The following is a 23429-nucleotide window of genomic DNA, read 5'->3' on the forward strand; positions in this document are numbered from 1 at the left end:
GGACGTTGGCGTCAGTCACTTGGGACAACATCTAACCGGATACGGGCCTTCCCAATCATGCTGCGACTACGCCGAGAGCAGAATGATCCGTAAAGTGACGGGGATCACAGCGAAAGTGCCGGTCATTGTGCTGCGCCTGGCAAGCTTGTGCGCGTACAAACATGAGTGGCGTTAAGCTGCGTACGCGTGTTCGATTGATAAGTAGGAGTTGGGTGTGACTGCGGTTCGCGCGGAGACGGGGTACACCGCCCGTCACCTCTCTGTGCTGGAAGGCCTGGAGGCCGTCCGCAAGCGCCCGGGGATGTATATCGGCTCCACGGACACGCGCGGCCTCATGCACTGCCTGTGGGAGATCGTGGACAACGCGGTCGACGAGGCGCTCGGAGGCTACTGCACCCGGATCGAGGTCGAGCTGCACGCCGACGGCTCGGTCGAGGTGCGTGACAACGGGCGCGGCATTCCCGTCGACGTCGAGCCCAAGAGCGGCCTGGCCGGCGTAGAGCTCGTCTACACGAAGCTCCACGCGGGCGGCAAGTTCGGCGGCGGATCCTACGGCGCATCCGGCGGTCTGCACGGCGTGGGCGCCTCGGTGGTCAACGCGCTGTCCTCGCGTGTCGACGTGGAGGTCGACCGCGACGGCAAGGTCCACCAGATCAGCTTCCGCCGGGGCGTGCCCGGCGTGTTCGACGGCGACGGCCCGACCGCCAAGTTCCGCAAGAAGTCCGGCCTGCGCGACGGCGGCCCGGCCCCGCGCAACACCACCGGCACCCGCGTGCGCTTCTGGGCCGACCGGCAGATCTTCCTGCCCGAGGCGGAGGTCTCGCTCGACGAGATCCATGTGCGGTTGCGCCAGACGGCCTTCCTGGTGCCGGGGCTCACGCTCGTGGTGCGCGACGTCCGCGGCGAGGAGCCGGTCGAGGAGACGTTCCGCTTCGACGGCGGCATCAGCGAGTTCACCGAGTTCCTGTCCAGGGACGAGGCCGTGTGCGACGTGCTGCGACTGCAGGGCGAGGGCCACTTCCACGAGACGGTCCCCGTGCTCGACGACCAGGGCCACATGACGCCGACGGAGATCGAGCGGGAGCTCACGGCCGACGTCGCGATCCGCTGGGGGAAGGGCTACGAGACGACCGTTCGCTCGTTCGTGAACGTGATCGCCACGCCGAAGGGCGGCACCCACGTCGCGGGCTTCGAACGGGCGCTGGTCCGCACGATCAACGAGCAGCTCAGGGAGACCCGGCTGCTGAAGAACGGCGACGAGCCGGTGACCAAGGAGGACATCCTCGAAGGGCTGACCGCGGTCGTCACCGTGCGGGTGCCCGAGCCGCAGTTCGAGGGCCAGACCAAGGAGGTGCTCGGCACCTCCGCGGCCAGCCGCATCGTCGCCCATGTGGTCACCCGTGAGCTCAAGGCGCTGTTCGCCAACCCCAAGCGGGGGCAGAAGCAGCAACTGCGCGCGGTGCTCGAAAAGGTCGTGGCCGCGGCCAAGGCCCGCATCGCCGCCCGCGAGCACCGCGACAACCAGCGGCGCAAGTCGGCCCTGGAGAACTCGGCGCTGCCCGCCAAGCTGGTCGACTGCCGCAGTGACGACGTCGACCGCAGCGAGCTGTTCATCGTCGAGGGCGATTCCGCACTGGGCACGGCCAAGCTCGCCCGCGACTCGGAGTTCCAGGCGCTGCTGCCGATCCGGGGCAAGATCCTGAACGTGCAGAAGGCGTCGGTCGCCGACATGCTCAAGAACGCCGAGTGCGCCGCGATCATCCAGGTGGTGGGCGCCGGGTCCGGCCGTTCGTTCGACATCGAGTCGGCCCGCTACGGCAAGATCATCCTGATGGCCGACGCGGACGTGGACGGCGCGCACATCCGCTGCCTGCTGCTCACGCTCTTCCACCGCTACATGAAGCCGATGGTCGAGGCCGGGCGGGTGTTCGCCGCGGTGCCGCCGCTGCACCGCATCGAGGTCACCAACCCCGGGCGGGGCCAGGACAAGTACATCTACACCTACAGCGACGCGGAGCTGCACAAGGTCCTGCGCGACCTGGAGCGGCGCGGCAAGCGCTGGAAGGACCCCGTGCAGCGTTACAAGGGCCTCGGTGAGATGGACGCCGACCAGCTCGCCGAGACGACCATGGACCCCCGCCACCGCGTCCTGCGCCGCGTGCGGATCGAGGACGTGGAGGATGCCGAGCACATCTTCAGCCTCCTCATGGGCAGCGACGTGGGTCCGCGCCGCGAGTTCATCATCGGCAGCGCCGCCGAGGTGGACCGCGACCACATCGACGCCTGACGACCGCCGGGCACCGAGGGGACGCCCTTCCCTGGGGGAGGAGGTGCGGACGCATGCATCCCTACCCGAGTCGGCTCAGGCCGATCTGACGGGTGGTGTCCGCAATCGGCCAGTATCCGCACACGGTCGCGCTGCCGCAGACCTTGGCGTCGCCTGGGAAAGGCGGTGAACCCCCTTCCGGCCGGGCCCCTGCCCCGACCGGGCTCTCTGGTGTGCTCCGGACCTTTCCGGGCTGCGTGAGGTGTGATAGCCGGAGGTCGCGTCAGGGCTTGACCTCGCGCAGGCGCCCGGTCTCGACCTCGTAGACGAACCCCCGCACCGAGTCCTTGTGCGGGATGAACGGGTCGGCCGTGATTCTGTTGATCGACTGGATGACGTCCGCGTCGAGGTCGGAGAACGCCTCGGCGGCCCAGTCAGGCTTGATCCCGACCTCGGCCTGGATGCCCCGGCGGAAGTCGTCGTCGGTGAAGGTCAGCATGCCGCAGTCCGTGTGATGGATGAGGATGATCTCCCGCGTGCCGAGCAGGCGCTGGCTGATGGCGAGGCTGCGCCGCTCGTCCGCGGTCACCACGCCGCCGGCGTTGCGGATGACGTGAGCGTCGCCCTCGGTCAGCCCGAGCAGGCCGTACACGTTCAGCCGTGCGTCCATGCAGGCGAGGACGGCCACTCCGCGTGCCGGGGGCAGCGGCAGGTGTCCCTTGTCGAAGCCCGCGGCGTACCGCTCGGCCTTGGCGAGGAGTTCGTCGGTGACGCTCATGAGGTGTCCCTTCTGGTCGCGCGAGTCGCTGGCCCCACTTTTGCCGGTTATCCCTACCAAGTCAATAGGAATAATGACCGTCTGTGATACGAGAGTGCCCGACGGTCATCTGTGATCATGGATCTCATGACATCACTCGATCACGACCGGAAGAGCCATGCGACCGTGCGGCCGCTCACCGCTGAGGACATCCCCTGGACGCGAGAGTTGTTCACCGAGCGGTGGGGAGGAGTCGTATCGGTCAGCCGGGGCGTCGCCCACGACACGACGGCGCTGCCCGGATTCGTCGCGCTGCTCGACGGGGAGCGCGCGGGCGTCGCCACCTACAGAATCGCCGGCGGGGAGTGCGAACTCGTCACGCTCGACTCCGTACGCGAAGGCGCCGGAGCGGGCACCGCCCTCGTCGACGCCGTGGCCGGAGCGGCGCGCGCCGGGGGCGCGGCTCGGCTGTGGCTGGTGACGACGAACGACAACCTCCGCGCGCTGCGCTTCTACCAGCGGTATGGCTTCGACCTCGTCGCCGTGCACCGCGACGCCGTCGCACGCTCGCGCGAACTCAAGCCGTCGATCCCCGAGATCGGTCTCGACGGCATCCCCCTCCGCCACGAGCTCGAACTCGAACTGCCTTCGCGTCTGCTCCGGCTCAGCCCGACTCGATCTCCAGAGTGCTGACCCGGTTGCGGGCCTCCAGCATGCCCTCCCGGTAGAGGTCGTCCCACGCGGGGTCGTCGTCGCGGATGGCCTTGACCGTCTGCCTGGTCAGCTCCACCGGCCCGTTGGGGCCGGGAGCCACCTTGCGTACGACGATCAAAGTCCACCCGTTCTCCATGACCGTGTCGGTCTCCCAGCGGGCCGAGCCGGCCGCCTCGCGCCGGGACGCCGGTTTACCGCCGCGGGCGAGCGTCACGAGCAGATACACGAGCACGGCGATGACGATGAGTGTCACCGGAAGGGCGAGCAGGCGCATCGGGGGTCCGGCTCCCTACTTGGTGGGCAGAGCGACCCCTCCAGTATTGCCCGGCGCGTACACCGTGATGCCCTGGGGCAGGGCCTTCAGCTTCTCGATCTCCGCGCATGTGGGGCACTTGTTATAGCCGTCCTGCCGGGCCTTGTTGGCGTCCGCCTCCGCGCGCGCCTGGGCGACCTTCGCCTGCGCCTCGGTGACCTTCGCGAACGCGGCCTGCGCCTGGTTGACCGCCTCCTGGACCTCGGTCGGCAGGGTCACCCGGGAGAGGTTGAAGTGGATGCCGGTGAGGAAGTCGGCGCCGAGGGTCGCCTTGAGGTCCTCGGCCAGGCTCGTGTTCACCGCTTCCTGGATCTTGGCGATGTTCGCGTTGTTGCCCTGCTGCGGCACGCCTCCGGTCTGCTGGCCGCCGCTGTTGTTCTGCACGAGCGCGCAGGAGGAGACCAGTTGAGCGCAGCGGAAGTTGTTGATCTGGGTGCGCAGGTCGTTGTCGATCACCGGCCGGATGATCTGGTCGAGGAAGGCCGACCAGCCCTCGTCGCCCTCCCAGGGGTAGTAGGTCCCGCCGTTGGTGCTGCGGAACTTGCGCGTGCCGAACTTGTCGTCGAACGACTTCAGCGTCTGGTGGTCGAGGTTGAGGCCGAAGTAGAGCGTGCCCTCGATGCCCATGTTGACGCCGTCGCCGCTCGGCACGTTGACCACGTCGACGCCGGACCTCTCGCCGTGGCCGGCGTCGGAGGTGATCGTGTAGAACCGCTGCTGCGCCGGATAGCGGTGCATCTGGGACCACCAGCCGATCCAGGTCACGCCAGAGCCCGGGTCGATGACCTGGCGAACCTTGTTGTCGTCGAGCGGCCCGCCGTCGCGCACGACCGCCACCTCGCCGCCGCTGGTGCGCTCGAACCCGCTGAACGCGCCGATCAGAGACGGCGCTCCGACCACGATGAGCGCGAGGATCACCAGGATGGCGATGCGGCGGAAGGACCGGCGTGACGTGCCGCCGGAGGCGGAGGGAGTGCGGCTGGGCATATGGGCTCCTTGGGGGGCGCCTCGGGACCGGTTGCGGTACCGGGGAAAAGCTCACGTGTCGTCGGCCAGGACAACGTAGCAGTCTGGTGCTCCGGTTCCGGGACGGCCGATGGTCGGGAGAAGGCGCCCAACCGCCCCCGTACGGCAGACCGGGCGGCCCGCCGTACGGGGTGGGGTTCAGAACTCGACGGGCTGGAGCCGTCCCGTGTGCACGTCGTACAGCGCGCCGCCCACAACGAGGTCATCGGGCAGGTAGGGGCTGGACTTGATGCGGGTGATGTCGTGCCACAGCGCGGCCCGCTGGTCGGGGACGGTCTGGAAGTCGAGGCTGCGGGTGTCGACGCCGTAGTCGGCGGCGATGAGGTTGTGCACGTCCTCGTCGGTCGACTTGGACATCCGGCAGTCGGTGTGCGGCATCACCAGCACACGGTCGACGCCGAGCAGGTAGACGGCGAGGACCAGGGTCCGCAGCACGTCGTCGGTCACCCGCGCGCCCGCGTTGCGCAGGATCTTCGCGTCGCCCGCGGTCAGGCCGAGCAGCCCGAGCGGGTCGATGCGTGAGTCCATGCACGTCACGACCGCGAGCCCACGCGCCGCGCGGCCAGTGAGCCCGGAGTGGGTGAAGGTGCTGGCGTACTTCTCGTTGGCGTCCAGCAGATCGTCGAAAGCTCCGCTCATGTCACAGATGTTGCCCGATGCCCTCCAGCCGGTCATGCAGGGGGGCGGGCTTTTGGGCGTTCCCGGCGGCTGGCGATTACCCGCGACACCAGTATAAGGTTTTCACCGGTGTTCAACCGCGGAGGAGAAGAGGTCACCATGAGCGCTGTCGCACGTGTGCACTCGGTCGTGCTCGACTGCCCGGAGCCGAAGGCACTGGCCGGCTTCTACGCCGGGCTGCTCGGCTGGGACGTCGCCGACGAGGAGGAGGACTGGGTCACGCTCGCCGGCGACCAGACCCGGATCGCCTTCCAGCGGGTCCCCGAGTACGTGCCCCCGGTCTGGCCGTCCGCCGAGCACCCGCAGCAGTTCCACCTCGACCTGAGCGTGGAGGACATCGCCGAGGCGGAGAAGCGGGTGCTCGCCCTGGGGGCCGTCAGGCACGAGCACCAGCCGGGCGAGGGCGGCTGGACGGTCTTCCTCGACCCGGCGGGGCATCCGTTCTGCCTGGTCACCGAGTGAGCTGACGCCTCAGCCCAGGGGGCCGGCGGCGGCCTTCGCCCGCGGCGTGCGCGCGAGGCGCCGCAGGACGAGAAGGCCGCCGATTCCCGGTAGCCAGGCCAGCGCCTTGCCGGTCAAGTCGCATCCGGCGTCGCGGACGGCGGCCACGACGACGACCAGGTATGCGCAGCCGTGCAGGGGGCCGACGAGCGAGGAGACGGCCGGCAGGTGCACGGTGGCCAGATTGGCCAGGAGGACCGCCAGGGACCCCAGCTCGACGGCGGCGGCGACGCGCAGGGCGGAATGAGGGCGTGGCATGGTCAGACTCCCGTGGTCGAGCCGGGGCGGACGATCATCAGCACCGTGACGGCCGCCCACAGCAGGTTGAAGACGCCGGTCAGCATGGCGAGACTCGCCACCCCGCCGCCGGCGTCGGCGGGCGTGGAGTCCCCGGCGGCGAGCCGGGCGAGGACGGCGTCCTGGCGCGGCAGGACCGCCAGGGTAAGGACTCCGGCCGCCGCGGCGGTGAGCAGGATGGACGCGATCACCCACGCGTCGCGCAGCACGCCGAGGCTGCTCGCCGTGGCGAACCCGAAAACCGGTACGGCCAGGCCCGCGACGGCGTAGACGCGGCAGATGCGATGCAGGACGCGGAGCGCGGCCACGCCGCCGGTCTGTGTGCCCTGCTCCGCCGCGTCCTGGTCCGCAGTGCCCCGATCCGTCGCGCCCCGATCCGTCGCGCCCCGATCCGGCAAGCGACGTGCGGCGGCGGGAAACATGCTCGCCGCCACGGCGACCGGGCCGACCGCGAGGATCGCGGCGAGGACGTGAACGGTCAGGAGGAATTTCGTCATCGTGCCCGATCCCCGATCAGCGGGCGGCGGGCGCGTCCCATGAGCCCGGGCAGGCCGGTCGCGAGAGCGCACCCGGGGGTCCGCGCGAACATCGCGGCCGCCCCCAGGGCCTCGCACGGCGTGAGAACACCCAGGGGATCGCACCCGTCGAACAGCACGAACTGGCCCGGCATCGCATTCTCTCCTTGTCATCGGCGGTGCGGTCACCAACCGTAGGAGTACGGCCCGGGCCGATCCCAGAGGCGAGAACGACAAAGACCAACGGATTCTCGCCAACTATCCTCGCCTGGGGATTTGCGAATCAGCACTGGATATATCGCTGGCGGGATCCCGTCTATCGTGGCGATCGTGCACACCGTGGCGATCCTGGCACTGGACCATGTCGTGCCGTTCGATCTGGCGACCCCCATCGAGGTGTTCGGGCGCACCCGTCTGCCGGACGGCCGGAGCCCCTACAGGGTGCGGGTGTGCGGGCCCGCCCCCGAAGTGGAGACAGACGCGTTCGCCCTGCGCGTGCCGTACGGCGTGGACGCGCTGGCCGAGGCCGACACGGTCATCGTCCCCGGCCGCTCGGAGCGGGCGGGGCCGCCCCCGCCCGAGGCGCTGGAGGCGCTGCGCGACGCGGCCTCGCGGGGCACCCGCCTCGCCTCGATCTGCGTGGGCGCGTTCACACTCGCGGAGGCCGGGCTGCTGGACGGCCTGCGGGCGACCACGCACTGGGCGGCGGCGCCCGTGCTGGCCCGGCGGTTCCCGCTCGTGGACGTGCGGCCTGACGTGCTCTACATCGACAACGGGCAGGTGCTGACCTCCGCGGGCGCGGCCGCCGGGCTCGACCTGTGCCTGCACATGATCAGGCGCGACCACGGCTCGGCCGTCGCGGCCGACGCCGCCCGCCTGTCGGTGATGCCGCTGGAGCGGGAGGGCGGTCAGGCCCAGTTCATCGTCCACGAGCACCCGCCGGTGCCCAGCGGTTCGGAGCTGGAGCCGGTGCTGGCGTGGATCGAGGACAACCTCGGCCGCGACCTGACCCTGCGGGAGATGGCGGCCCGCGGCGGGATGAGCGAGCGGACGTTCAGCAGGCGCTTCCGCCAGCAGACCGGCACCACGCCGCTGCAGTGGCTGCTGCGCGCCCGGGTCCGGCGGGCGCAGTATCTGCTGGAGAACACCGGCCACGGCATCGAGCGCATCGCCGCACAGGCTGGTTTCGGGTCGCCGACCGCGTTCAGGGAACGGTTCAAGCGGGTCGTGGGGACCACGCCGCAGGCGTACCGCTCCTCGTTCCACTCCTCGTCTCGGGAGAGCCCCGCCGCCACCTGAGCGCCACGCAAGGGCGCCGGGGCGGCGGCGGGAAGCTACGAGACTACGAGACCGGCTCTTCGCCTCCGGTGTCGCCCGTGGTGGCCATGCCGCCCTCCGTCGCGGCGGCCTCCTCGTCGCCGTCAGCGCCGAGCGCGCCGCCGATCGCGGCGATGGCGTGCACGAGGCGCAGCCCCGAGCCGTCGCGGCGGCCGAGCTCCTCGGGCAGCGGCACCGGCTTGCCGGTCGAGGACACGGCCTTGACCGGCGCAGGGCCGGCGTAGGCGAGCAGCAGGACGTCCTCGCCCTTCAGGAAGCGCTGGGCGCGCACGCCGCCGGTCGCCCGCCCCTTGGGCGGGAATTCGGCGTAGTCGGAGACCTTGCCCGCGCCCATCTGCGTGCCGGGCAGGGCGGTGGAGGAACCGGCGATCGTCACCACACGCGCCTCCCGCGTGGGATCGACCGCGCCGAAGAAGACCACCTTCGCGCCGCCGTCGAGGCGCACGCCCGCCATGCCGCCCGCGGGACGTCCCTGGGGCCGCACGACGGAGGCGGGGAAGCGCAGGAGTTGCGCGTCGCTGGTGATGAACACCAGGTCGTGGTCGGCGGAGGTCAGCTCGACCGCGCCGACCACCACGTCGCCGTCCCGCAGTCCGATCACCTCGAACTCGTCGCGGTTGACGGGATATTCGGGCGCGACCCGCTTGACCACGCCCTGGCTGGTGCCGAGCGCGAGCCCCGGGCCGTCCGGGTCGAGCGAGCCCAGCCCGACGACCCTCTCGTCCGATTCGAGGGCGACGTACTCCGACACCGGATGCCCGCCGGCGAGCGAGGGCGGATTGGCCGAGGGCGGCAGCGCGGGCAGGTCGAGCACCGAGACCCGGATCATCCGGCCCTGGGAGGTCACCACGCCCACCTCGCCGCGCACGGTCGAGCGGACCACCGAGACCAGCACGTCGTGCGCCGTCCGGTCGCCCTCGCCGGAGACCGGCGAGGCGTCGGTCGTACGGGCGAGCAGGCCTGTGGACGACAGCAGCACCAGGCAGGGATCGTCGGCCACCTCCAGCGGCACGACGGCGGCCCTGGCGGCCTCCGACGACTCCAGCAGGACCGTGCGGCGCGGCGTGCCGTACGTCTTGGCCACCTCGGCCAGCTCGGACGACACGACCTTGCGCAGCCGGTCCTCCGAGCCGAGGATCTCGTTCAGCTCGGCGATGTCGGCCTGGAGCTGCTCCTTCTCGCGGTCGAGCTCCAGCTTGTCGTAGCGGGTGAGGCGGCGCAGCGGGGTGTCGAGGATGTAGTTGGCCTGGATCTCGCTCAGCTCGAAGGTCTCCATGAGCCCCGCGCGGGCCTGCGCGGTGTCGTCCGAGTTGCGGATGACCCGGATGACCTGGTCGATGTTGAGCAGCGCGATGATGAGGCCGTCGACGAGGTGGAGCCGTTCCTCGCGCTTGCGCAGCCGATAGAGCGACCGCCTGCGCACCACGTCGAGCCGGTGGTCCACGTAGACCGACAGCAGCTCGCGCAGGCCGAGCGTGCGCGGCTGGCCGTCGACGAGGGCGACGTTGTTGATGCCGAAGGTCTCCTCCATCGGCGTCAGCCGGTAGAGCTCCTCCAGCACGGCCTCGGGGTTGAAGCCGTTCTTGACCTCGATGACCAGGCGCAGGCCCTTGTGCCGGTCGGTCAGGTCCTTGAGATCGGCGATGCCGGTGAGCCTCTTCGCGTTCACCAGCTCTTTGATCTTGGTGATCACCCGCTCGGGGCCCACGTTGAACGGCAGCTCGGTGACGACGATGCCCTTGCGGCGCGGCGTGACCTGCTCGATCGTCGCCTTGGCCCGCATCTTGAAGGTGCCGCGGCCGGTCTCGTAGGCGTCCCTGACGCCGTTCAGGCCGATGATCGTGCCGCCGGTCGGCAGGTCGGGGCCCGGGACGAAGCGCATGAGCTCGTCGAGCGTCGCGTCCGGCTTCCTGATCAGGTAGCGGGCCGCCGCGACGACCTCGCCGAGGTTGTGCGGGGCCATGTTGGTGGCCATGCCGACCGCGATGCCGGAGGCACCGTTGACCAGCAGGTTGGGGAACGCCGACGGCATGACCGACGGCTCGGTCTCCTGGCCGTCGTAGTTGGGCTTGAAGTCGACGGTGTCCTCGTCGATCGACTGCACCATGAGCATGGCGGCCGGGGCGAGGCGGGCCTCGGTGTACCGCATCGCCGCGGGCAGGTCGTCGAGAGAGCCGAAGTTGCCGTGCCCGTCGACCAGCGGCAGACGCATCGAGAACGGCTGCGCGAGCCGTACGAGCGCGTCGTAGATCGCCGAGTCGCCGTGCGGGTGGAGCTTGCCCATCACCTCGCCGACGACGCGGGAGGACTTGACGTGCCCGCGGTCGGGCCGCAGGCCCATCTCGCTCATGGAGTAGAGGATGCGGCGCTGGACGGGCTTGAGTCCGTCGCGCGCGTCGGGCAGCGCGCGCTGGTAGATCACCGAATAGGCGTACTCAAGGAAGCTCGTCCGCATCTCCGCGGAGACGTCGATGTCGACGATCCGCTCCTCGAAGTCCTCGTCCGGCGGGGGTGTCGTCGTGCGTCGGGCCATGTCGTGGTTTCCTGCGTGTCGAGGAGCCGGGCCCCGGCCCGTCGGAGCCGGGGAAGGTCAACGTCGGTGGTGTGTCTCGAACATTCTGCCGAGAGTTCACCCTGTTCGCGACTCACCACCATACTGCCGGGCTCGTGCCCGCCGTCCGGCTTCCCCGACGGGACAGCCCTTCGCGGCCCGGGGACGGTCAGTCGCGGGGGCCGGAGCCGGGCCAGGGACCGGGCGTCTCGCCCTCGTCCTCGTCACCCGGCGCGTTCAGCTTCTCGTCGTAGATCTGGAAGCCCCGGGCCTTGTAGTTCGCCAGCGCCGCCGGGCCGTCGAGGGAGCAGGTGTGCACCCACACCCGCCGGGTGGCCTCCCGCCCCGGCCAGCGCTCGGCGAGGTCCCAGGCGCGGGCCGTGGCCTCGCCCAGCAGCCACCCGCCGAGGCCCTGCCCGATCGCGTACGGCAGCAGTCCGAAGTTGGTGATCTCGACCGTGCCGCCGTCCTGGGCCACCAGCTCGGCGTACCCGGCGGGGGTGCCGCGCACCCAGGCCACCCAGGTCTCGACGCCCGGCCGGTCGAGCCAGTCCCTCCACTGCTTCCAGGTCCACGGCAGCCGGTTGGTCCACTGCCAGTCGCCGCCCACTGCCGTGTAGAGGAAGCGGCTGAACTCGGGGCTGGGGACCTCGGCGCGGACGACCTGCGCGGGGATCGCGGGGGTCCGTCCCGGCCGCAGGCCGGCGGGGCTGGTCTGTTCGAGATACCAGGTGGTCACGTCCATAGCGGGACTCATCCAACCACGACGCCCGTCCGGGTCGGTCCGGCCGTGGCCGCCGGCGCCTCACGTGCGCGCTTCCATCGGCGCCACCTGTGAGGAGAATCGGCATGTGTGTCCCATTTGTCCGGTTAAAGTCGTTCTTCGATACCCTCCTCCCGGGAAAGGGAGGTGCTTCCGGGGTGTACGACGTCGTGAACCGGATGCTCAGGGCGATGAACGCGCACGATCTGGACGCGGTGTTGCGGTGCTACGCGCCGGGCGCGGTGGTGATCGGACCGGAGATGGAGGCGGGGGAGCCCGGGGAGATCGCTTCCTACATGCTGCAGATGTGGGACGGCTTTCCCGATCTGCGCTTCACCCTCTGGGAGACGGTCACCCTCGCGGACGCGGTCGCGACCGAGATGACGGCGGCGGGCACGCACACCGGGCCCTACCTGGTCGCCGGGGGCGACATCCTCGCCCCGACCGGCCGGGGCATCAACGTGCGCGTCTCCTGGTTCTGGCACCTGGAGGACGGCCTCATCCAGAGTCAGCGCTTCTACTACGACCAGCTCGAGATCTACGCGCAGCTCGGCCTGCGGTTGCCCCTGTGTTTCGGGGACGAGGGCGCCGGAAGCGGCGCGCCCGCAGACCGCGGCTAGTTTCCGCCCCGCCTCTCCCGGTCGCGGCGGAAACGGTCGGCAGGACCTGGTACCAATGGGCGGGTGGGCGAAGAAGAGGTGACGCTGCGGGAAGAGGCGGAGGCCCGGCTGCGGGCGCTCGCCGGCGATGGGGCGCGGCTGCGCGACGACCAGTGGGCCGCCATCAAGGCCCTGGTCATGGACCGCAGGCGGGCGCTGGTCGTGCAGCGCACCGGCTGGGGGAAGTCGGCCGTCTACTTCATCGCGACCGCGCTGCTGCGCGAGCTCGGCGAGGGACCCACGGTCATCGTCTCCCCGCTCCTGGCGCTGATGCGCAACCAGATCGCCGCGGCCGAGCGGGCCGGCATCCACGCCGAGACGATCAACTCGGCCAACCCCGAGGAGTGGGAGAAGGTCTACGGCCAGGTCGCCGAGGGCGCGGTCGACGTGCTGCTGGTCAGCCCCGAGCGGCTGAACAACCCCGACTTCCGCGACAACGTGCTGCCCGAGCTGGCCGGCAGCGCGGGTCTCCTGGTGATCGACGAGGCTCACTGCATCTCCGACTGGGGCCACGACTTCCGGCCCGACTACCGCAGGCTCCGCACCCTGCTGGCCGAGCTGCCGCCGGGCATCCCCGTGCTGGCCACGACGGCCACGGCGAACGCGCGGGTCACCCGCGACGTCGCCGAGCAGCTCGCCGTCATCCAGGAGTGGGACGAACTGCCCGGTGGCGAGGTGTTCGTCCTGCGCGGCCCCCTGGAGCGAGAGAGCCTCCACCTGAGCGTCGTACGGCTGGGCGGGGCGGACCAGCGGCTCGCCTGGCTGGCCAGGACGCTGCACGAGCTACCGGGCTCCGGCATCGTCTACACGCTGACCGTCGCCGCGGCCCAGGAGATCGCCGCGTACCTGCGCGAGCAGGGCCACACCGTGGCCTCGTACACCGGGCAGACCGAGCCGGCCGACCGGCTGGCGGCCGAGGAGGACCTGCTCGGCAACCGGGTCAAGGCGCTGGTGGCGACCTCGGCGCTGGGGATGGGCTTCGACAAGCCCGACCTGGGCTTCGTCGTCCATGTGGGCGCGCCCGCATCGCCCGTGGCCTACTACCAGCAGGTCGGCCGGGCCGGGCGCGGCGTGGAGCGGGCCGAGGTCATCCTGCTGCCCGGCCCCGAGGACCGGGAGATCTGGGCCTACTTCGCCTCGCTCGCCTTCCCTCCGGAGGGCGTGGTCAGGACGACGCTTGAGGCGCTGTCCGAGGGGGGAGTGCTGTCCACCGCCGCGCTGGAGACGAGGGTCGACCTCAGCCGGAGCCGCCTGGAGATGATGCTCAAGGTGCTCGACGTGGACGGCGCCGTACGCCGGGTCAAGGGCGGCTGGGAGGCCACCGGCGAGCCGTGGAACTACGACGCCGAGCGCTACGCCCGGGTGGCCGCCGAGCGCCGCGCGGAGCAGGAGGCCATGCTCGGCTACCTCGCGACCACCGAGTGCCGGGAGCAGTACCTGCGCCGCCACCTCGACGACGAGACCGCGACGCCGTGCGGCAGGTGTGACAACTGCACCGGCGCCCACCGGTCCGCCGAGGTGCCGGACGAGGCGGTCCGGGCCGCCCAGCAGCGGCTCGCGCGTCCCGGCGTCGAGATCGAGCCGCGCCGCCAGTGGCCCACCGGCCTGCCGGACCTGAAGGGGCGGATCAAGGCCGAGCTGTGCGCCGAGCCGGGCCGTGTGCTCGGCCGCCTGACCGACATCGGCTGGGGCACCCGGCTGCGCGACCTGTTCGCGGCGGGCGACGGGCCCGTTCCCGACGACGTGTTCGCGGCCGTGATCGAGGTGCTGAAGTCGTGGGAGTGGGAGCGGCGTCCGGTCGCGGTGGTCGCGATGCCGTCGGCCACGCGGCCCGCGCTGGTCGCTTCGCTCGCCGAGCGGCTCGCCCAGGTGGGCCGGCTGGAGTATCTCGGGACCCTCGGTTACCGCGAGGGGTCGCCCGCCGCCAGGCACAACAGCGCCCAGCGGGTGACGGCCATCCGGGGGACGCTCGCGATGCCGCGTGACGTGGCCGCGAGGATCGCGGCGGCGGGCGGGCCGGTGCTGCTGGTGGACGACCGGGTGGACAGCGGATGGACGATGGCGCTGGCCGCCGCCCAGGTCCGTCACGCCGGGGCGCCCGCAGTGCTGCCTCTGGCCCTGGCCGTCACCAACTGACCGCCTTCCCGCCCCGGGCACTCGGCCCACGACCGGGGCCGCGTCCCTGACCGGCGGGGGCGGCGCGCCCGGGCCGGGCTCGGGGACGGATCAGGGTGAGGTCAGGGTGGTCACCCCATCCCGGGGCCGGGCCTGATCGCCAAGCTTGTCGCCATGAAATCACTTGTTGTGGCTCCGGTCCTGGTCGGCGCGTACGGCGTCGCCCGGATCGCCGACGGATTCGACGGCAGCCGGGGGCCGGGCCTGGCCTGGACCCTGGGGCACCTGTGCTTCCTGGCCGCGTTGGTTCTCTTCGTGCAGATCTTCGGGCGGCTCCGGACGATGGCCGGCGGTGGCGTGACGGCCACGGCGGGGTACGCCGCCGGCCTCGCCGGGGCGCTGGCGCTGGCCGCGCAGTTCACGATCGACATCGTGGTCGGCTTCCTGTCCGCCGACCACGACGCGATGGGTCCGCGCTTCGACGCCGTCAAGGCGATCCCGGGCGTCGAGCCGGTCGTGTACACCGTCGTGCCGTTGCTGTTCTACGTCGGCATGGTCGTGCTGGTGGCCCGGCTCGCCGCAGGGCGGCGGGTGCCGTGGTGGAGCGCGGTGCTGGTGCTCGCGCAGGCCGTGCTCCCGCTGGTGAGCAAGGACCTGATCCCGCTGGGAGCGGCCCTGCTCCTGCTGGCCTTCGTGCCGCTGCTGCGGCTGCGGCCCGCGGAGCCGGCCGTGCTCGCCAGAAGCCCGTTCTGAGCCCTGCCTGTTGTGAGCCCTGCCTGTTGTGAGCCCTGCCTGTTGTGAGCCCTGCCCGTTCTGAGCGCTGCCGGTTCCGGGCCCCGCCGTTCCCAGCTGGGCCCTTCCGTTCCAAGCCGGGCCCTGCCGAGCCTCGGGGTCAGAGACGGGGGCGGGCGCCGAGGTTGGAGATGCACTTGGCGGCGAGGGCGTTGCCCGCCGCCAGTGCCTCGGCGGCCGGCTTGCCGTCCAGCCAGACCGGCAGGAAACCGGCGGTGAAGGCGTCACCGGCGCCGGTGCCGTCCACGATCCGGTCGACGACCTCGCCGGGCGCCCTGACCGGGTCAGGACGGTTGTTGGAGTACCAGAGCGAGCCCTCGGCGTTGAGTTTGATCACGACCTGGGGGAACCAGGCGGTCAGCACCTTGGCCGCGGCGGCGGGGTCATCCCTGCCGGTGAGCACCTTGGCCTGGTCGGCGTTGGCGAACAGCAGCTTCGCGCCGTCGGTCCATTCGAGGAACGGCTCGGCGCCGGTCCGCTCCAGGGGAGCGGAGGAGGCGCAGTCCACGGAGATGGACATGCCGGCGCGCCGGGCCATGTCGAGCGCGGCGAGGCCGGCGTCGCGCGACCCCTCGTTGATCAGCGTGTAGCCCGACATGTGCAGGTGGCCCCCGCCGCCGCCGAACAGGTCGCGCGGCAGGTCCTCGGGGGACAGCGCGGCGTTGGCGCCGGGGTCGGACAGCATGGTCCGCTCGCCCTTGTGGGTGACGAGCACGACGCAGGTGCCGGTCGGCCGCTCGGGGTCCATGACGAGCCGGGCGTCCACGCCGTATCCCATGAGCTCCATGTCGCGGTTGCGGCCGGTGATGTCGGCGCCGCGCCGGCCGATGAAGGCGACCTCCGAGCCCTCCACGGCGAGCCAGGAGGCGATGTTGGCGCCGGAGCCGCCACCGTGCATGGTCACGACGGCCGGGGTGTCGCTCGCCCTAGCAAGAGGGAATTTCGCGCGGGCGACCGCGTCCGTCATGAGATCGCCCACCACGACGACCCGCGTCATGATGTCACCACCTTGCCAACTGCTTGTGGAGGTGAGCCATGCCCAAGGAGGGGCGGCGTCCTCTCCGTGCTATGAGGCTGACGTCCAGAAACCTAACAGCTTCCAGGGGCGTCGTGGGGTGGAGAGCGGACAGACGGGCACAGTCGATGCACAAGCGTTGCCCAGCTTGCCACGTCAGGGCTGGTAGATCCCCTATAAGCGGATCCGGAATGCGGATCCGTCAGTCGTAAGAAATGTCTCAATACAGGCCAAGCCGGACGCCGCTAGCCTCGACTGTGTGCACCCTCAGTACCCCGCCCACTGGGAGGCGGACGTCGTGCTGTCCGACGGCGGCACCGCCCACGTGCGCCCGATCAGGCCGGACGACGCCGACATGCTGCGCTCGTTCTATTCGCGGCTGTCCGCGGAGTCCATCTACTTCCGGTACTTCGGGCCGCGTCCCCGCCTGACCGACAAGGACGTGGTCTGGTTCACCAACGTCGACTACGACAACCGGGTCGCCCTCATCGCCACGATCGGCACCGAGATGGTCGCAGTCGTGCGGTACGACCGGGTGCAGCCGCGCGACCACGCCGAGGTGGCCTTCCTGGTCGAGGACGCCCACCAGGGCAGGGGCGTGGCCGCGGTGCTGATGGAGCACCTGCGGGCCGCCGCGCGCGAGCGCGGGATCAAGACCTTCATCGCGGACGTGCTGCCGGGCAACCACCGGATGATGGGCCTGTTCCGCCAGGCCGGCTACACGGCGCAGAGCCAGTTCGAGGACGGCGTCGTGCGCATGACGCTCGACCTGTCCAGCACCGAGACCGCGCTGGAGGTCCGGCTCGCCCGCGAGCACCGCGCCGAGGCGCGCTCGATCGCCCGCCTGCTGACGCCGGAGTCGGTCGCGGTCATCGGCGCGAGCCGCGAACCGGGCGGGATCGGCCAGACGGTCCTGCGCAACCTGCTCGCCGCCGACTTCACCGGCCCCGTCTACCCCGTCCACCGGCACGTACGGGCCGTGGCCGGCGTCCGGGCGCACCGCAGCGTGTCGGCCATCGACGGCGAGGTGGACCTCGCCGTGCTGGCGGTCCCCGCGGAAGGTGTGCTCGAACTGGTCGAGGAGTGCGCGGAGAAGGGCGTGAAGGGCCTGGTCGTGGTCTCGTCCGGGTTCGGCGAGACCGGGCCGGAGGGCCGGGCCCGCCAGGAGGAGCTGGTCCGCATCGCCCGGGCGTACGGCATCCGCGTGGTGGGGCCCAACTGCCTGGGCATCGCCAACACCGACCCCGCGGTACGGCTCAACGCGACGCTCGCGGCGACCCTGCCGGGGCGGGGGAGGGTCGGGTTCTTCAGCCAGTCGGGCGCGCTCGGCACCGCCCTGCTGCAGCGGGTGGCGCAGCGCGGCATGGGCATCTCGACGTTCGTCTCGGCGGGCAACCGGGCCGACGTGTCCGGCAACGACCTCCTCCAATACTGGGAGGAGGACCCGGCGACCGACGTGATCCTGCTCTACCTGGAGTCCATCGGGAACCCGCGCAAGTTCACCCGGCTGGCCCGGCGGATCTCCCGGTCCAAGCCGATCGTGGTGGTCAAGTCGCGCGGCGTCCCCGGCGGGCACCGCGCGCCCGTGCTCGCGCTGCCCGACACCGCGCTGAGCTCGCTGTTCGCGCAGGCCGGGGTCATCCGGGTGGACGACCTGGTCCAGCTCTTCGACGTCGCCCAGCTCCTGGCGCACCAGCCGCTGCCGGCCGGGCCCCGGGTGGGCGTGGTCGGCAACTCCGACGCGCTCACGCTGCTCGCGGAGGAGGCGTGCGCCGGCGCCGGTCTGCAGCCGAGCGCGCCGGTGAACCTCGGCGCCCGCGCCGGCGCCGCCGAGTTCGCCGAGGCCCTGCGGAGCGTCCTGCCCGAGGTGGACGCCGCAGTCGCGATCTACATGCCGCCGATCCCCGGAGACTGCCGCGAGGTGGCCGAGGCGCTGCTGGAGGTCGCGCGGGAGTCGGGCAAGCCGGTGCTGGCCACCTTCCAGGGCGCCCTGGGCATGCCCGCCGACCTGCGCGTGACGGACGGCCCCGGCGACGACTCCCCCCAGCGTGGGTCGATCCCGTCGTACCCCGCCCCGGAGGAGGCGGTCCGCGCGCTTGCCCATGTCGTCCGGTACGCCCAGTGGCGCAGGCAGCCGCCCGGCACGGTCCCGTCCGTCGAGGGGATCGACACCGCCGCGGCACGGGAGATCGTCGCCGCGGCTCTGGCCGGCGAGGGAACGGCCGGCGAGGGCGCGGACGGCGAGGGGGCGGTCGGCGAGGGGGCGGTCGGCGAGGAGCGGGAGATCGACGCGACCGCGCTGCTGGCCTGCTACGGCATCCAGGTCTGGCCGGCGCACGTCGCGGCCGACGCCGAGGAGGCCGTCGTCGCCGCCGAGCGGATCGGCTGGCCCGTCGTGGTCAAGTCGGCCGACCCGGAGGACGCCCGCCGCGCCGGCACCGTCCGCATCGGCCTCACCGAGCCCGCCGGGGTCCGGCAGGCGTACGCCGATCTCGCCGCGCTCCTCGGGCCCGGCACGCCGCTCGCGGTGCAGCGCATGGCGCCGCAGCCCTCGGTGCCGACCGTCGTCGGCGTGACCCAGGACCGCTATTTCGGCGGGGTCGTCACCTTCGGGCTCGGCGAGGTCACCGCCCGGCTGCTCGGCGACCAGGCCTACCGCCTCGCGCCGCTCACCGCCGAGGACGCGGCGGGGCTGGTGCGGTCGGTCCGCGCCGCGCCGTTGCTGTTCGGCGAGTACGGCTACCAGGCGGTGGCCGTCGAGGCGCTGGAGGACCTGCTGGTGCGGGTCGGTCTGCTCGCCGACGCCCTGCCCGAGGTCGCGAGGATGGACCTCGACCAGGTCCTTGCGGGCGCGTCCGGCGTGGCCGTGCTGGGTGCGCGGGCCGTCCTGCGGCCCGTCACCGCGCTGCGCCCCGACGTCGGGCCCCGCCGCCTGAGCTGATCGACGCCGTCCGGGCTGATCGGGGAGGCCTGAGCTGATGGGCGCCGTCCGGGCTGATCGGGGCGGCGTCACGCCGTGGGCGGAAAACCCGTCCCGTCGCGGTGTGAAACAGGTGTCCCTTACAGGGCAGGATGGACCCCATGAGGGAAACCCGAGTCTCCGCCGCGGGCTTGCGCGAGGCCATAGATCGCAGCGGCTACTACCCGGATCTGGTGGCCGACGCCGTCGACTCCGCGCTCGGCAACGAGGCGGTCACGGCGTACGTCGTGCATCACGAGGCCACGTTCGACCCGGCGATGGAGGTACGCAGGCACGTCACGGTCCTGGTCCTTTCACCCACCCGGCTGCTGGTCTGCCACACCGACGAGCACCCGCCCGCCGAGGGCATGCCCGCCTCGCACGCCTCCACCACCACCGAGGCGGTGAGGCTCAGCCGCATCCAGTCGGTCGCCGTGACCAGGGTCGTGCCCGACCCCGCGGCGTACGCGCCGGGCGTCCCCCCGACGGAGGTCACGCTGACGATCGGGTGGGGCGCGATCTCCCACGTCGATCTCGAACCGGCGACCTGCGGCGACGAGAACTGCGAGGCCGACCACGGCTACACCGGCGCGATCACGGCCGACGACCTGTCCCTGCGGGTCAGCGAGGCCGCCGACGGTCCCGAGGCCGTCACCCACGTGCTGGCGTTCGCGAAGGCGCTGTCGGAGGCCACCGCCAAGGCGGCGACGACCTGACCGTCCCCCCTTGAGCCGACGGGAGGCGACGTGACCGATCCCCAGCCCTCGGGGGTTCCGCCCGGGGAGCCGTCCGTGGCGTCGCCGCGCGAGCCCGTGCCGTACGTGCCCGCGTACGGCACGGCCTCGCTGGCCGACCTGCCGGGCTCGCTCCTCGCCTCCCTCGGACTGCCGACCGGCAACACGCTGGCGCTTGAGCCGGCCCCCCGGGTGTGCCTGTTCCTCGTGGACGGCCTCGGAGCCGAGCTCCTGGCCGCACACCCCGGCGCCGCGCTGTTCCTCTCGGCCCATCTGCGCGGGACGCTCACGGCAGGCTTCCCCTCCTCGACCCCGACCAGCCTGGCGACCCTGGGCACCGGCGCCCCTCCCGGAGAGCACGGCATGGTCGGCATCCAGATGGCCGTCCCGGGGGAGGGGCGGCTGTTCAACTGCCTGCGCTGGACGGCTCCCGGCCTGTCGATCGACCCGGACGTCTGGCAGCCCGCGCCGACCGTCTACGAACGCATGGCGGCGGCGGGGATCGAGCCCGTCTACGTGGCGCCCGCCTGTTTCGACGGCACAGGACTGACCCGCGCCGTCTACCGGGGCATGCGCTACCGGGCGGCCGAGAGCCCCGGCGAGCGCGTCGAGGCCGTGCGGCAGGCGCTGCGCGAGACCGAGTTCGTCACCGTCTACTACGGCGAGGTCGACCGTACGGGGCACTTCAGCGGGTGGGGCGGCGGCGAGTGGCTCGAACAGCTCGCCGTCGCGGACCGCATGGCCGAGCGCATCGCCGAGACGCTGCCGCCGGGCGCGGTGCTGTACGTCACGGCCGACCACGGCATGATCAACGCCACGGACAAGGTGGACGTGGACCACCGCCCCGATCTGCGGGAGGGCGTGCTCATGCTGAGCGGCGAGCCCCGCGCCCGCCACGTCCACACCTCTCCCGGCGCGGCTTCCGCGGTCCTGGAGACCTGGCGGGAGGCCCTGCGCGGGCGGGCCTGGGTGGTCACCCGCGAGGAGGCCGTCGCGGCGGGCTGGTTCGGCCGCCGCGTCCGGCGCGAGTGGCTCGGCCGCGTCGGTGACGTGGTGGCCGTGCCGTACGGCGAGTGCGTGATCGTGGCCTCGGCCGGGGAGCCGGTGGAGTCTTCCATGATCGGCTACCACGGCTCGCTGACCCCCGCCGAGCAGAACGTCCCGCTTGTGGAGATTCGCCGCTGACACCGGTGCGAGCTCGCCGCCGACGCTCGTGCGGCGTTCGCCGCCGATCCGCTTGCCCTCCGATCGCCAGTCTGGACTGCTCAGTTTTGGGTGTACAGTCCGGACTGTCCTTTTTGGGGGAGGTGCGCCATGAGCGACGCCGTCTCGGAGACGGCCGCGCAGGCGGCCGGCGACGCCTGGGTGGCGGTCAGCCGCCTCGTTCGCAGACTGAGAGAGCTGGACGCGGCGGGCGACCTCAGCTCCGGCCAGGTCTCGGTGCTGGTGCGGCTCGCCAAGCACGGCCCGGCGTCGGCCAGTGAGTTGGCCGCGGCCGAGCGGGTCAGACCGCAGTCCATGGCGGCGATCGTCCAGGCGCTGGAACGGGCCGGGCTGGTCGAACGCCACCGCGATCCCGAGGACGGCCGGCGTCAGCTCGTCACGCTGACCGAACTGGGGCGCGAGCGCCGTCTGGACGACCGGAGGGCGCGTGAGGCGTGGCTGGCACGGGCGCTGCAGGACCACTGCACCGAGGCACAGCTGCGCACGATCATCGAGGCGATGGCGCTGCTGGACGCCGTGGCGCAGTCGTGACCGTGGCGCAGTCGTGACCGTGGCGCAGTCGTGAACGGAGCGCAGTCGTCACCGGGGTTCAGCGTGATCGGGGTTCAGCGTGATCGGGGCGCAATTTTGATCGGGGCGCAGTCGTGCTCGGGGTGCAGTCTGATCGGAGTTCAGTAGTGATCGGGCTCCGGGCATGACCCGGGTTCCGGCAGCCTTCCGGGCCGGGCGCCGATCGGATGCCGGCGGCTTCGACCGCCGGCTGATCGCCCCGATGATCCTGGGCTCGATCCTGAACCCGATCAACTCCTCGATGCTGGCGGTGGCACTCGTGCCGATCGGCCGCTGGTTCCACGCCTCGCCCGCGCACACCGCGTGGCTGGTGACGGGGCTCTACCTCGCCACCGCCGTCGGGCAGCCGGTCATCGGGCGGCTGGTGGACACCTTCGGCCCGCGGCCGCTCTACCTGACGGGCACGGCGCTCGTCGGCGCCGCCGGGCTGCTGGGCGTGCTCGCGCCCAGCCTCGGCGTCCTGATCGTGTCGCGGGTCCTCCTCGGGATCGGCACCTCCGCCGCCTACCCCGCGTCGATGTTCCTGCTGCGCGCCGAGGCCGACCGCACAGGCATGCGCAGTCCCAGCGGCATCCTGGCGGCGCTGTCGATCTCCAACCAGGTCATCGCGGTCATCGGGCCGACCCTGGGCGGCCTGCTCATCGGAGCGGGCGGCTGGCATCTCATCTTCGCCGTCAACGTGCCGCTCTCGGCCGCCTGCCTCGTCCTCGGCGCGCGGCGACTGCCCCGCGGTTCCGCTGCCGCGCGGCCCGGCGGGGGACTGGACGTGATCGGCATGGCGCTGTTCGCCGGCACGCTCACGGCGTTCATGACGTTCCTGATGAACCCGGCGTGGGAGCTCTGGTGGCTGCTGGTGGTCGTCGCGCTCGCCGGAGCCTGCTTCGCCGTACGGGAACTGCGGACGGCGCAGCCGTTCCTCGACCTGCGGGTGCTGGGCGGCAACCCGCCGTTGCTGGCCACCTACGGCAGGCAGTGGCTGGCCTACACGACCTCCTACGCCTTCATGTACGGGTTCCCCCAGTGGCTGCAGGACGGCAGGTCGCTCGGCCCCTCGGCCGCCGGGCTGCTGCTTCTGCCCATGTCGGCGACGGCCATCGCCGTGACCGCCCTCACCGGCCGCCGCGCCGAGGTGCGCGGCAAGCTCGCCGTGGGCGCCGCGGCGCAGATCGCCGGCTGCGCCACGATGCTGACGGCCGGCTCCGGGAGCCCGATGTGGCTGCTGGCGCTGATCGGCGCGTTCGTCGGCGTCGCGCAGGGCCTCAACGGGCTGGCCAACCAGAACGCGCTGTACGCGCAGGCCGACCCGGCCCGCATGGGCTCCTCGGCCGGGCTGCTGCGCACGTTCGGATATCTCGGCGCGCTGAGCGCCTCGGCCGCCAACGCGACGTTCTACCGGCACGGCGCCACCACCGCCGGGCTGCACGACCTGAGCCTGCTCCTGCTGGGCGCCTCGGTGCTGCTGCTGGCCGGCACCCTCGCCGACCGGTCGCTGCGCCGCGTCGGCCGAACCTGACCCGGCCAGATCGTCGGCGACCTGGCCGGGCGCCCGCGCGACGTCGTCACCAGGCGCAACCGGTCGGCCTTCGCCCACACCGACCTCTACCTGTGCATGCGCCGCCGCGTCCCGAGGCGCGTTGGACTC

The 23429-nt window shown here is 71.8% G+C and carries 22 protein-coding genes; 12 read left to right on the plus strand and 10 right to left on the minus strand.

Going from position 1 to position 23429, the window contains the following annotated elements; all coding sequences use genetic code 11:
• Window positions 1–214: 214 nt before the first annotated feature.
• Complete coding sequence (locus BXA11_RS11265) at window positions 215–2287, plus strand: DNA gyrase/topoisomerase IV subunit B (protein WP_083744146.1); 2073 nt, start codon at window positions 215–217, stop codon at window positions 2285–2287.
• Window positions 2288–2549: 262 nt separating this feature from the next.
• Here the strand turns inward: BXA11_RS11265 and BXA11_RS11270 are convergent, their stop codons facing one another.
• Window positions 2550–3044 (minus strand): beta-class carbonic anhydrase, encoded by a 495-nt coding sequence (locus BXA11_RS11270; protein WP_076434453.1) that lies wholly within the window; start codon window positions 3042–3044, stop codon window positions 2550–2552.
• 126 nt (window positions 3045–3170) lie between these two features.
• Between BXA11_RS11270 and BXA11_RS11275 the strand changes: the two genes are divergently transcribed.
• Complete coding sequence (locus BXA11_RS11275) at window positions 3171–3716, plus strand: GNAT family N-acetyltransferase (protein ID WP_076434556.1); 546 nt, start codon at window positions 3171–3173, stop codon at window positions 3714–3716.
• Here the strand turns inward: BXA11_RS11275 and BXA11_RS11280 are convergent.
• From BXA11_RS11280 to BXA11_RS11290, 3 genes are all read right to left on the minus strand, one after another.
• Window positions 3688–4011 (minus strand): hypothetical protein, encoded by a 324-nt coding sequence (locus BXA11_RS11280; protein ID WP_076434454.1) that lies wholly within the window; start codon window positions 4009–4011, stop codon window positions 3688–3690. The genes BXA11_RS11275 and BXA11_RS11280 overlap by 29 nt on opposite strands.
• A 15-nt stretch (window positions 4012–4026) precedes the next feature.
• Window positions 4027–5037: an SPFH domain-containing protein gene (locus BXA11_RS11285; RefSeq protein ID WP_076434455.1), complete on the minus strand. Its 1011-nt coding sequence runs from the start codon at window positions 5035–5037 to the stop codon at window positions 4027–4029.
• A 177-nt stretch (window positions 5038–5214) separates the two neighbouring features.
• The gene (locus BXA11_RS11290; protein WP_030505702.1) at window positions 5215–5715 is read right to left on the minus strand and encodes a beta-class carbonic anhydrase; all 501 of its coding nucleotides are present in this window, start codon (window positions 5713–5715) and stop codon (window positions 5215–5217) included.
• Window positions 5716–5853: 138 nt separating this feature from the next.
• Here BXA11_RS11290 and BXA11_RS11295 point away from each other — a divergent pair, with 138 nt between their 5' ends.
• The gene (locus BXA11_RS11295; protein ID WP_076434557.1) at window positions 5854–6216 is read left to right on the plus strand and encodes a VOC family protein; all 363 of its coding nucleotides are present in this window, start codon (window positions 5854–5856) and stop codon (window positions 6214–6216) included.
• A gap of 9 nt (window positions 6217–6225) precedes the next feature.
• Here the strand turns inward: BXA11_RS11295 and BXA11_RS11300 are convergent, their stop codons facing one another.
• From BXA11_RS11300 to BXA11_RS43050, 3 genes are read right to left on the minus strand one after another with little or no spacing between them, the layout of a single operon-like run.
• A complete protein-coding gene (locus tag BXA11_RS11300) occupies window positions 6226–6513 on the minus strand; it encodes a DUF3817 domain-containing protein (protein WP_076434456.1) in 288 nt (95 codons plus the stop codon).
• 2 nt (window positions 6514–6515) lie between these two features.
• Entirely contained in the window at window positions 6516–7049 is a 534-nt protein-coding gene (locus BXA11_RS11305; RefSeq protein ID WP_076434457.1) for a hypothetical protein, read from the minus strand.
• Window positions 7046–7222: a hypothetical protein gene (locus BXA11_RS43050; RefSeq protein ID WP_159454762.1), complete on the minus strand. Its 177-nt coding sequence runs from the start codon at window positions 7220–7222 to the stop codon at window positions 7046–7048. Before BXA11_RS43050 ends, BXA11_RS11305 begins: the two co-directional genes overlap by 4 nt.
• Before the next feature lie 175 nt (window positions 7223–7397).
• Between BXA11_RS43050 and BXA11_RS11310 the strand changes: the two genes are divergently transcribed.
• Entirely contained in the window at window positions 7398–8366 is a 969-nt protein-coding gene (locus tag BXA11_RS11310; protein WP_076434558.1) for a GlxA family transcriptional regulator, read from the plus strand.
• A 43-nt stretch (window positions 8367–8409) separates the two neighbouring features.
• Here the strand turns inward: BXA11_RS11310 and BXA11_RS11315 are convergent, their stop codons facing one another.
• Window positions 8410–10938: a DNA gyrase/topoisomerase IV subunit A gene (locus BXA11_RS11315; RefSeq protein WP_076434458.1), complete on the minus strand. Its 2529-nt coding sequence runs from the start codon at window positions 10936–10938 to the stop codon at window positions 8410–8412.
• A 187-nt stretch (window positions 10939–11125) separates the two neighbouring features.
• Window positions 11126–11701 (minus strand): GNAT family N-acetyltransferase, encoded by a 576-nt coding sequence (locus BXA11_RS11320; protein ID WP_076434459.1) that lies wholly within the window; start codon window positions 11699–11701, stop codon window positions 11126–11128.
• A 176-nt stretch (window positions 11702–11877) separates the two neighbouring features.
• On the opposite strand from BXA11_RS11320, the gene BXA11_RS11325 reads away from it, so the two are divergent.
• The 3 genes from BXA11_RS11325 (at window position 11878) to BXA11_RS11335 (ending at window position 15246) form a co-directional block, all read left to right on the plus strand.
• Window positions 11878–12339, plus strand: a complete 462-nt coding sequence (locus tag BXA11_RS11325) for an ester cyclase (RefSeq protein WP_076434460.1) — start codon at window positions 11878–11880, stop codon at window positions 12337–12339.
• A 63-nt stretch (window positions 12340–12402) separates the two neighbouring features.
• Complete coding sequence (locus tag BXA11_RS11330) at window positions 12403–14514, plus strand: RecQ family ATP-dependent DNA helicase (protein ID WP_076434461.1); 2112 nt, start codon at window positions 12403–12405, stop codon at window positions 14512–14514.
• A 153-nt stretch (window positions 14515–14667) separates the two neighbouring features.
• Window positions 14668–15246 carry a hypothetical protein gene (locus tag BXA11_RS11335; protein WP_076434462.1) on the plus strand — a complete coding sequence of 193 codons (579 nt, stop codon included), beginning with the start codon at window positions 14668–14670 and terminating at the stop codon, window positions 15244–15246.
• A gap of 139 nt (window positions 15247–15385) precedes the next feature.
• Here the strand turns inward: BXA11_RS11335 and BXA11_RS11340 are convergent, their stop codons facing one another.
• Window positions 15386–16282 (minus strand): carbohydrate kinase family protein, encoded by an 897-nt coding sequence (locus BXA11_RS11340; RefSeq protein ID WP_030505692.1) that lies wholly within the window; start codon window positions 16280–16282, stop codon window positions 15386–15388.
• A 277-nt stretch (window positions 16283–16559) separates the two neighbouring features.
• Here BXA11_RS11340 and BXA11_RS11345 point away from each other — a divergent pair, with 277 nt between their 5' ends.
• The 5 genes from BXA11_RS11345 to BXA11_RS11365 all read left to right on the plus strand — a co-directional run bounded on the left by BXA11_RS11345 (window position 16560) and on the right by BXA11_RS11365 (window position 23300).
• Entirely contained in the window at window positions 16560–19241 is a 2682-nt protein-coding gene (locus tag BXA11_RS11345; protein ID WP_076434463.1) for a bifunctional acetate--CoA ligase family protein/GNAT family N-acetyltransferase, read from the plus strand.
• Between the two features lie 140 nt (window positions 19242–19381).
• Complete coding sequence (locus BXA11_RS11350) at window positions 19382–19975, plus strand: DUF5998 family protein (protein ID WP_030505690.1); 594 nt, start codon at window positions 19382–19384, stop codon at window positions 19973–19975.
• Between the two features lie 30 nt (window positions 19976–20005).
• Entirely contained in the window at window positions 20006–21178 is a 1173-nt protein-coding gene (locus tag BXA11_RS11355) for an alkaline phosphatase family protein (RefSeq protein WP_308441032.1), read from the plus strand.
• A 129-nt stretch (window positions 21179–21307) separates the two neighbouring features.
• Complete coding sequence (locus BXA11_RS11360) at window positions 21308–21748, plus strand: MarR family winged helix-turn-helix transcriptional regulator (protein ID WP_030505688.1); 441 nt, start codon at window positions 21308–21310, stop codon at window positions 21746–21748.
• Between the two features lie 163 nt (window positions 21749–21911).
• Entirely contained in the window at window positions 21912–23300 is a 1389-nt protein-coding gene (locus BXA11_RS11365; RefSeq protein WP_076434464.1) for an MFS transporter, read from the plus strand.
• The last annotated feature ends 129 nt before the right edge of the window (window positions 23301–23429 follow it).

This window comes from Microbispora rosea (assembly GCF_900156315.1).
Taxonomy (GTDB): Bacteria; Actinomycetota; Actinomycetes; order Streptosporangiales; family Streptosporangiaceae; genus Microbispora; species Microbispora rosea.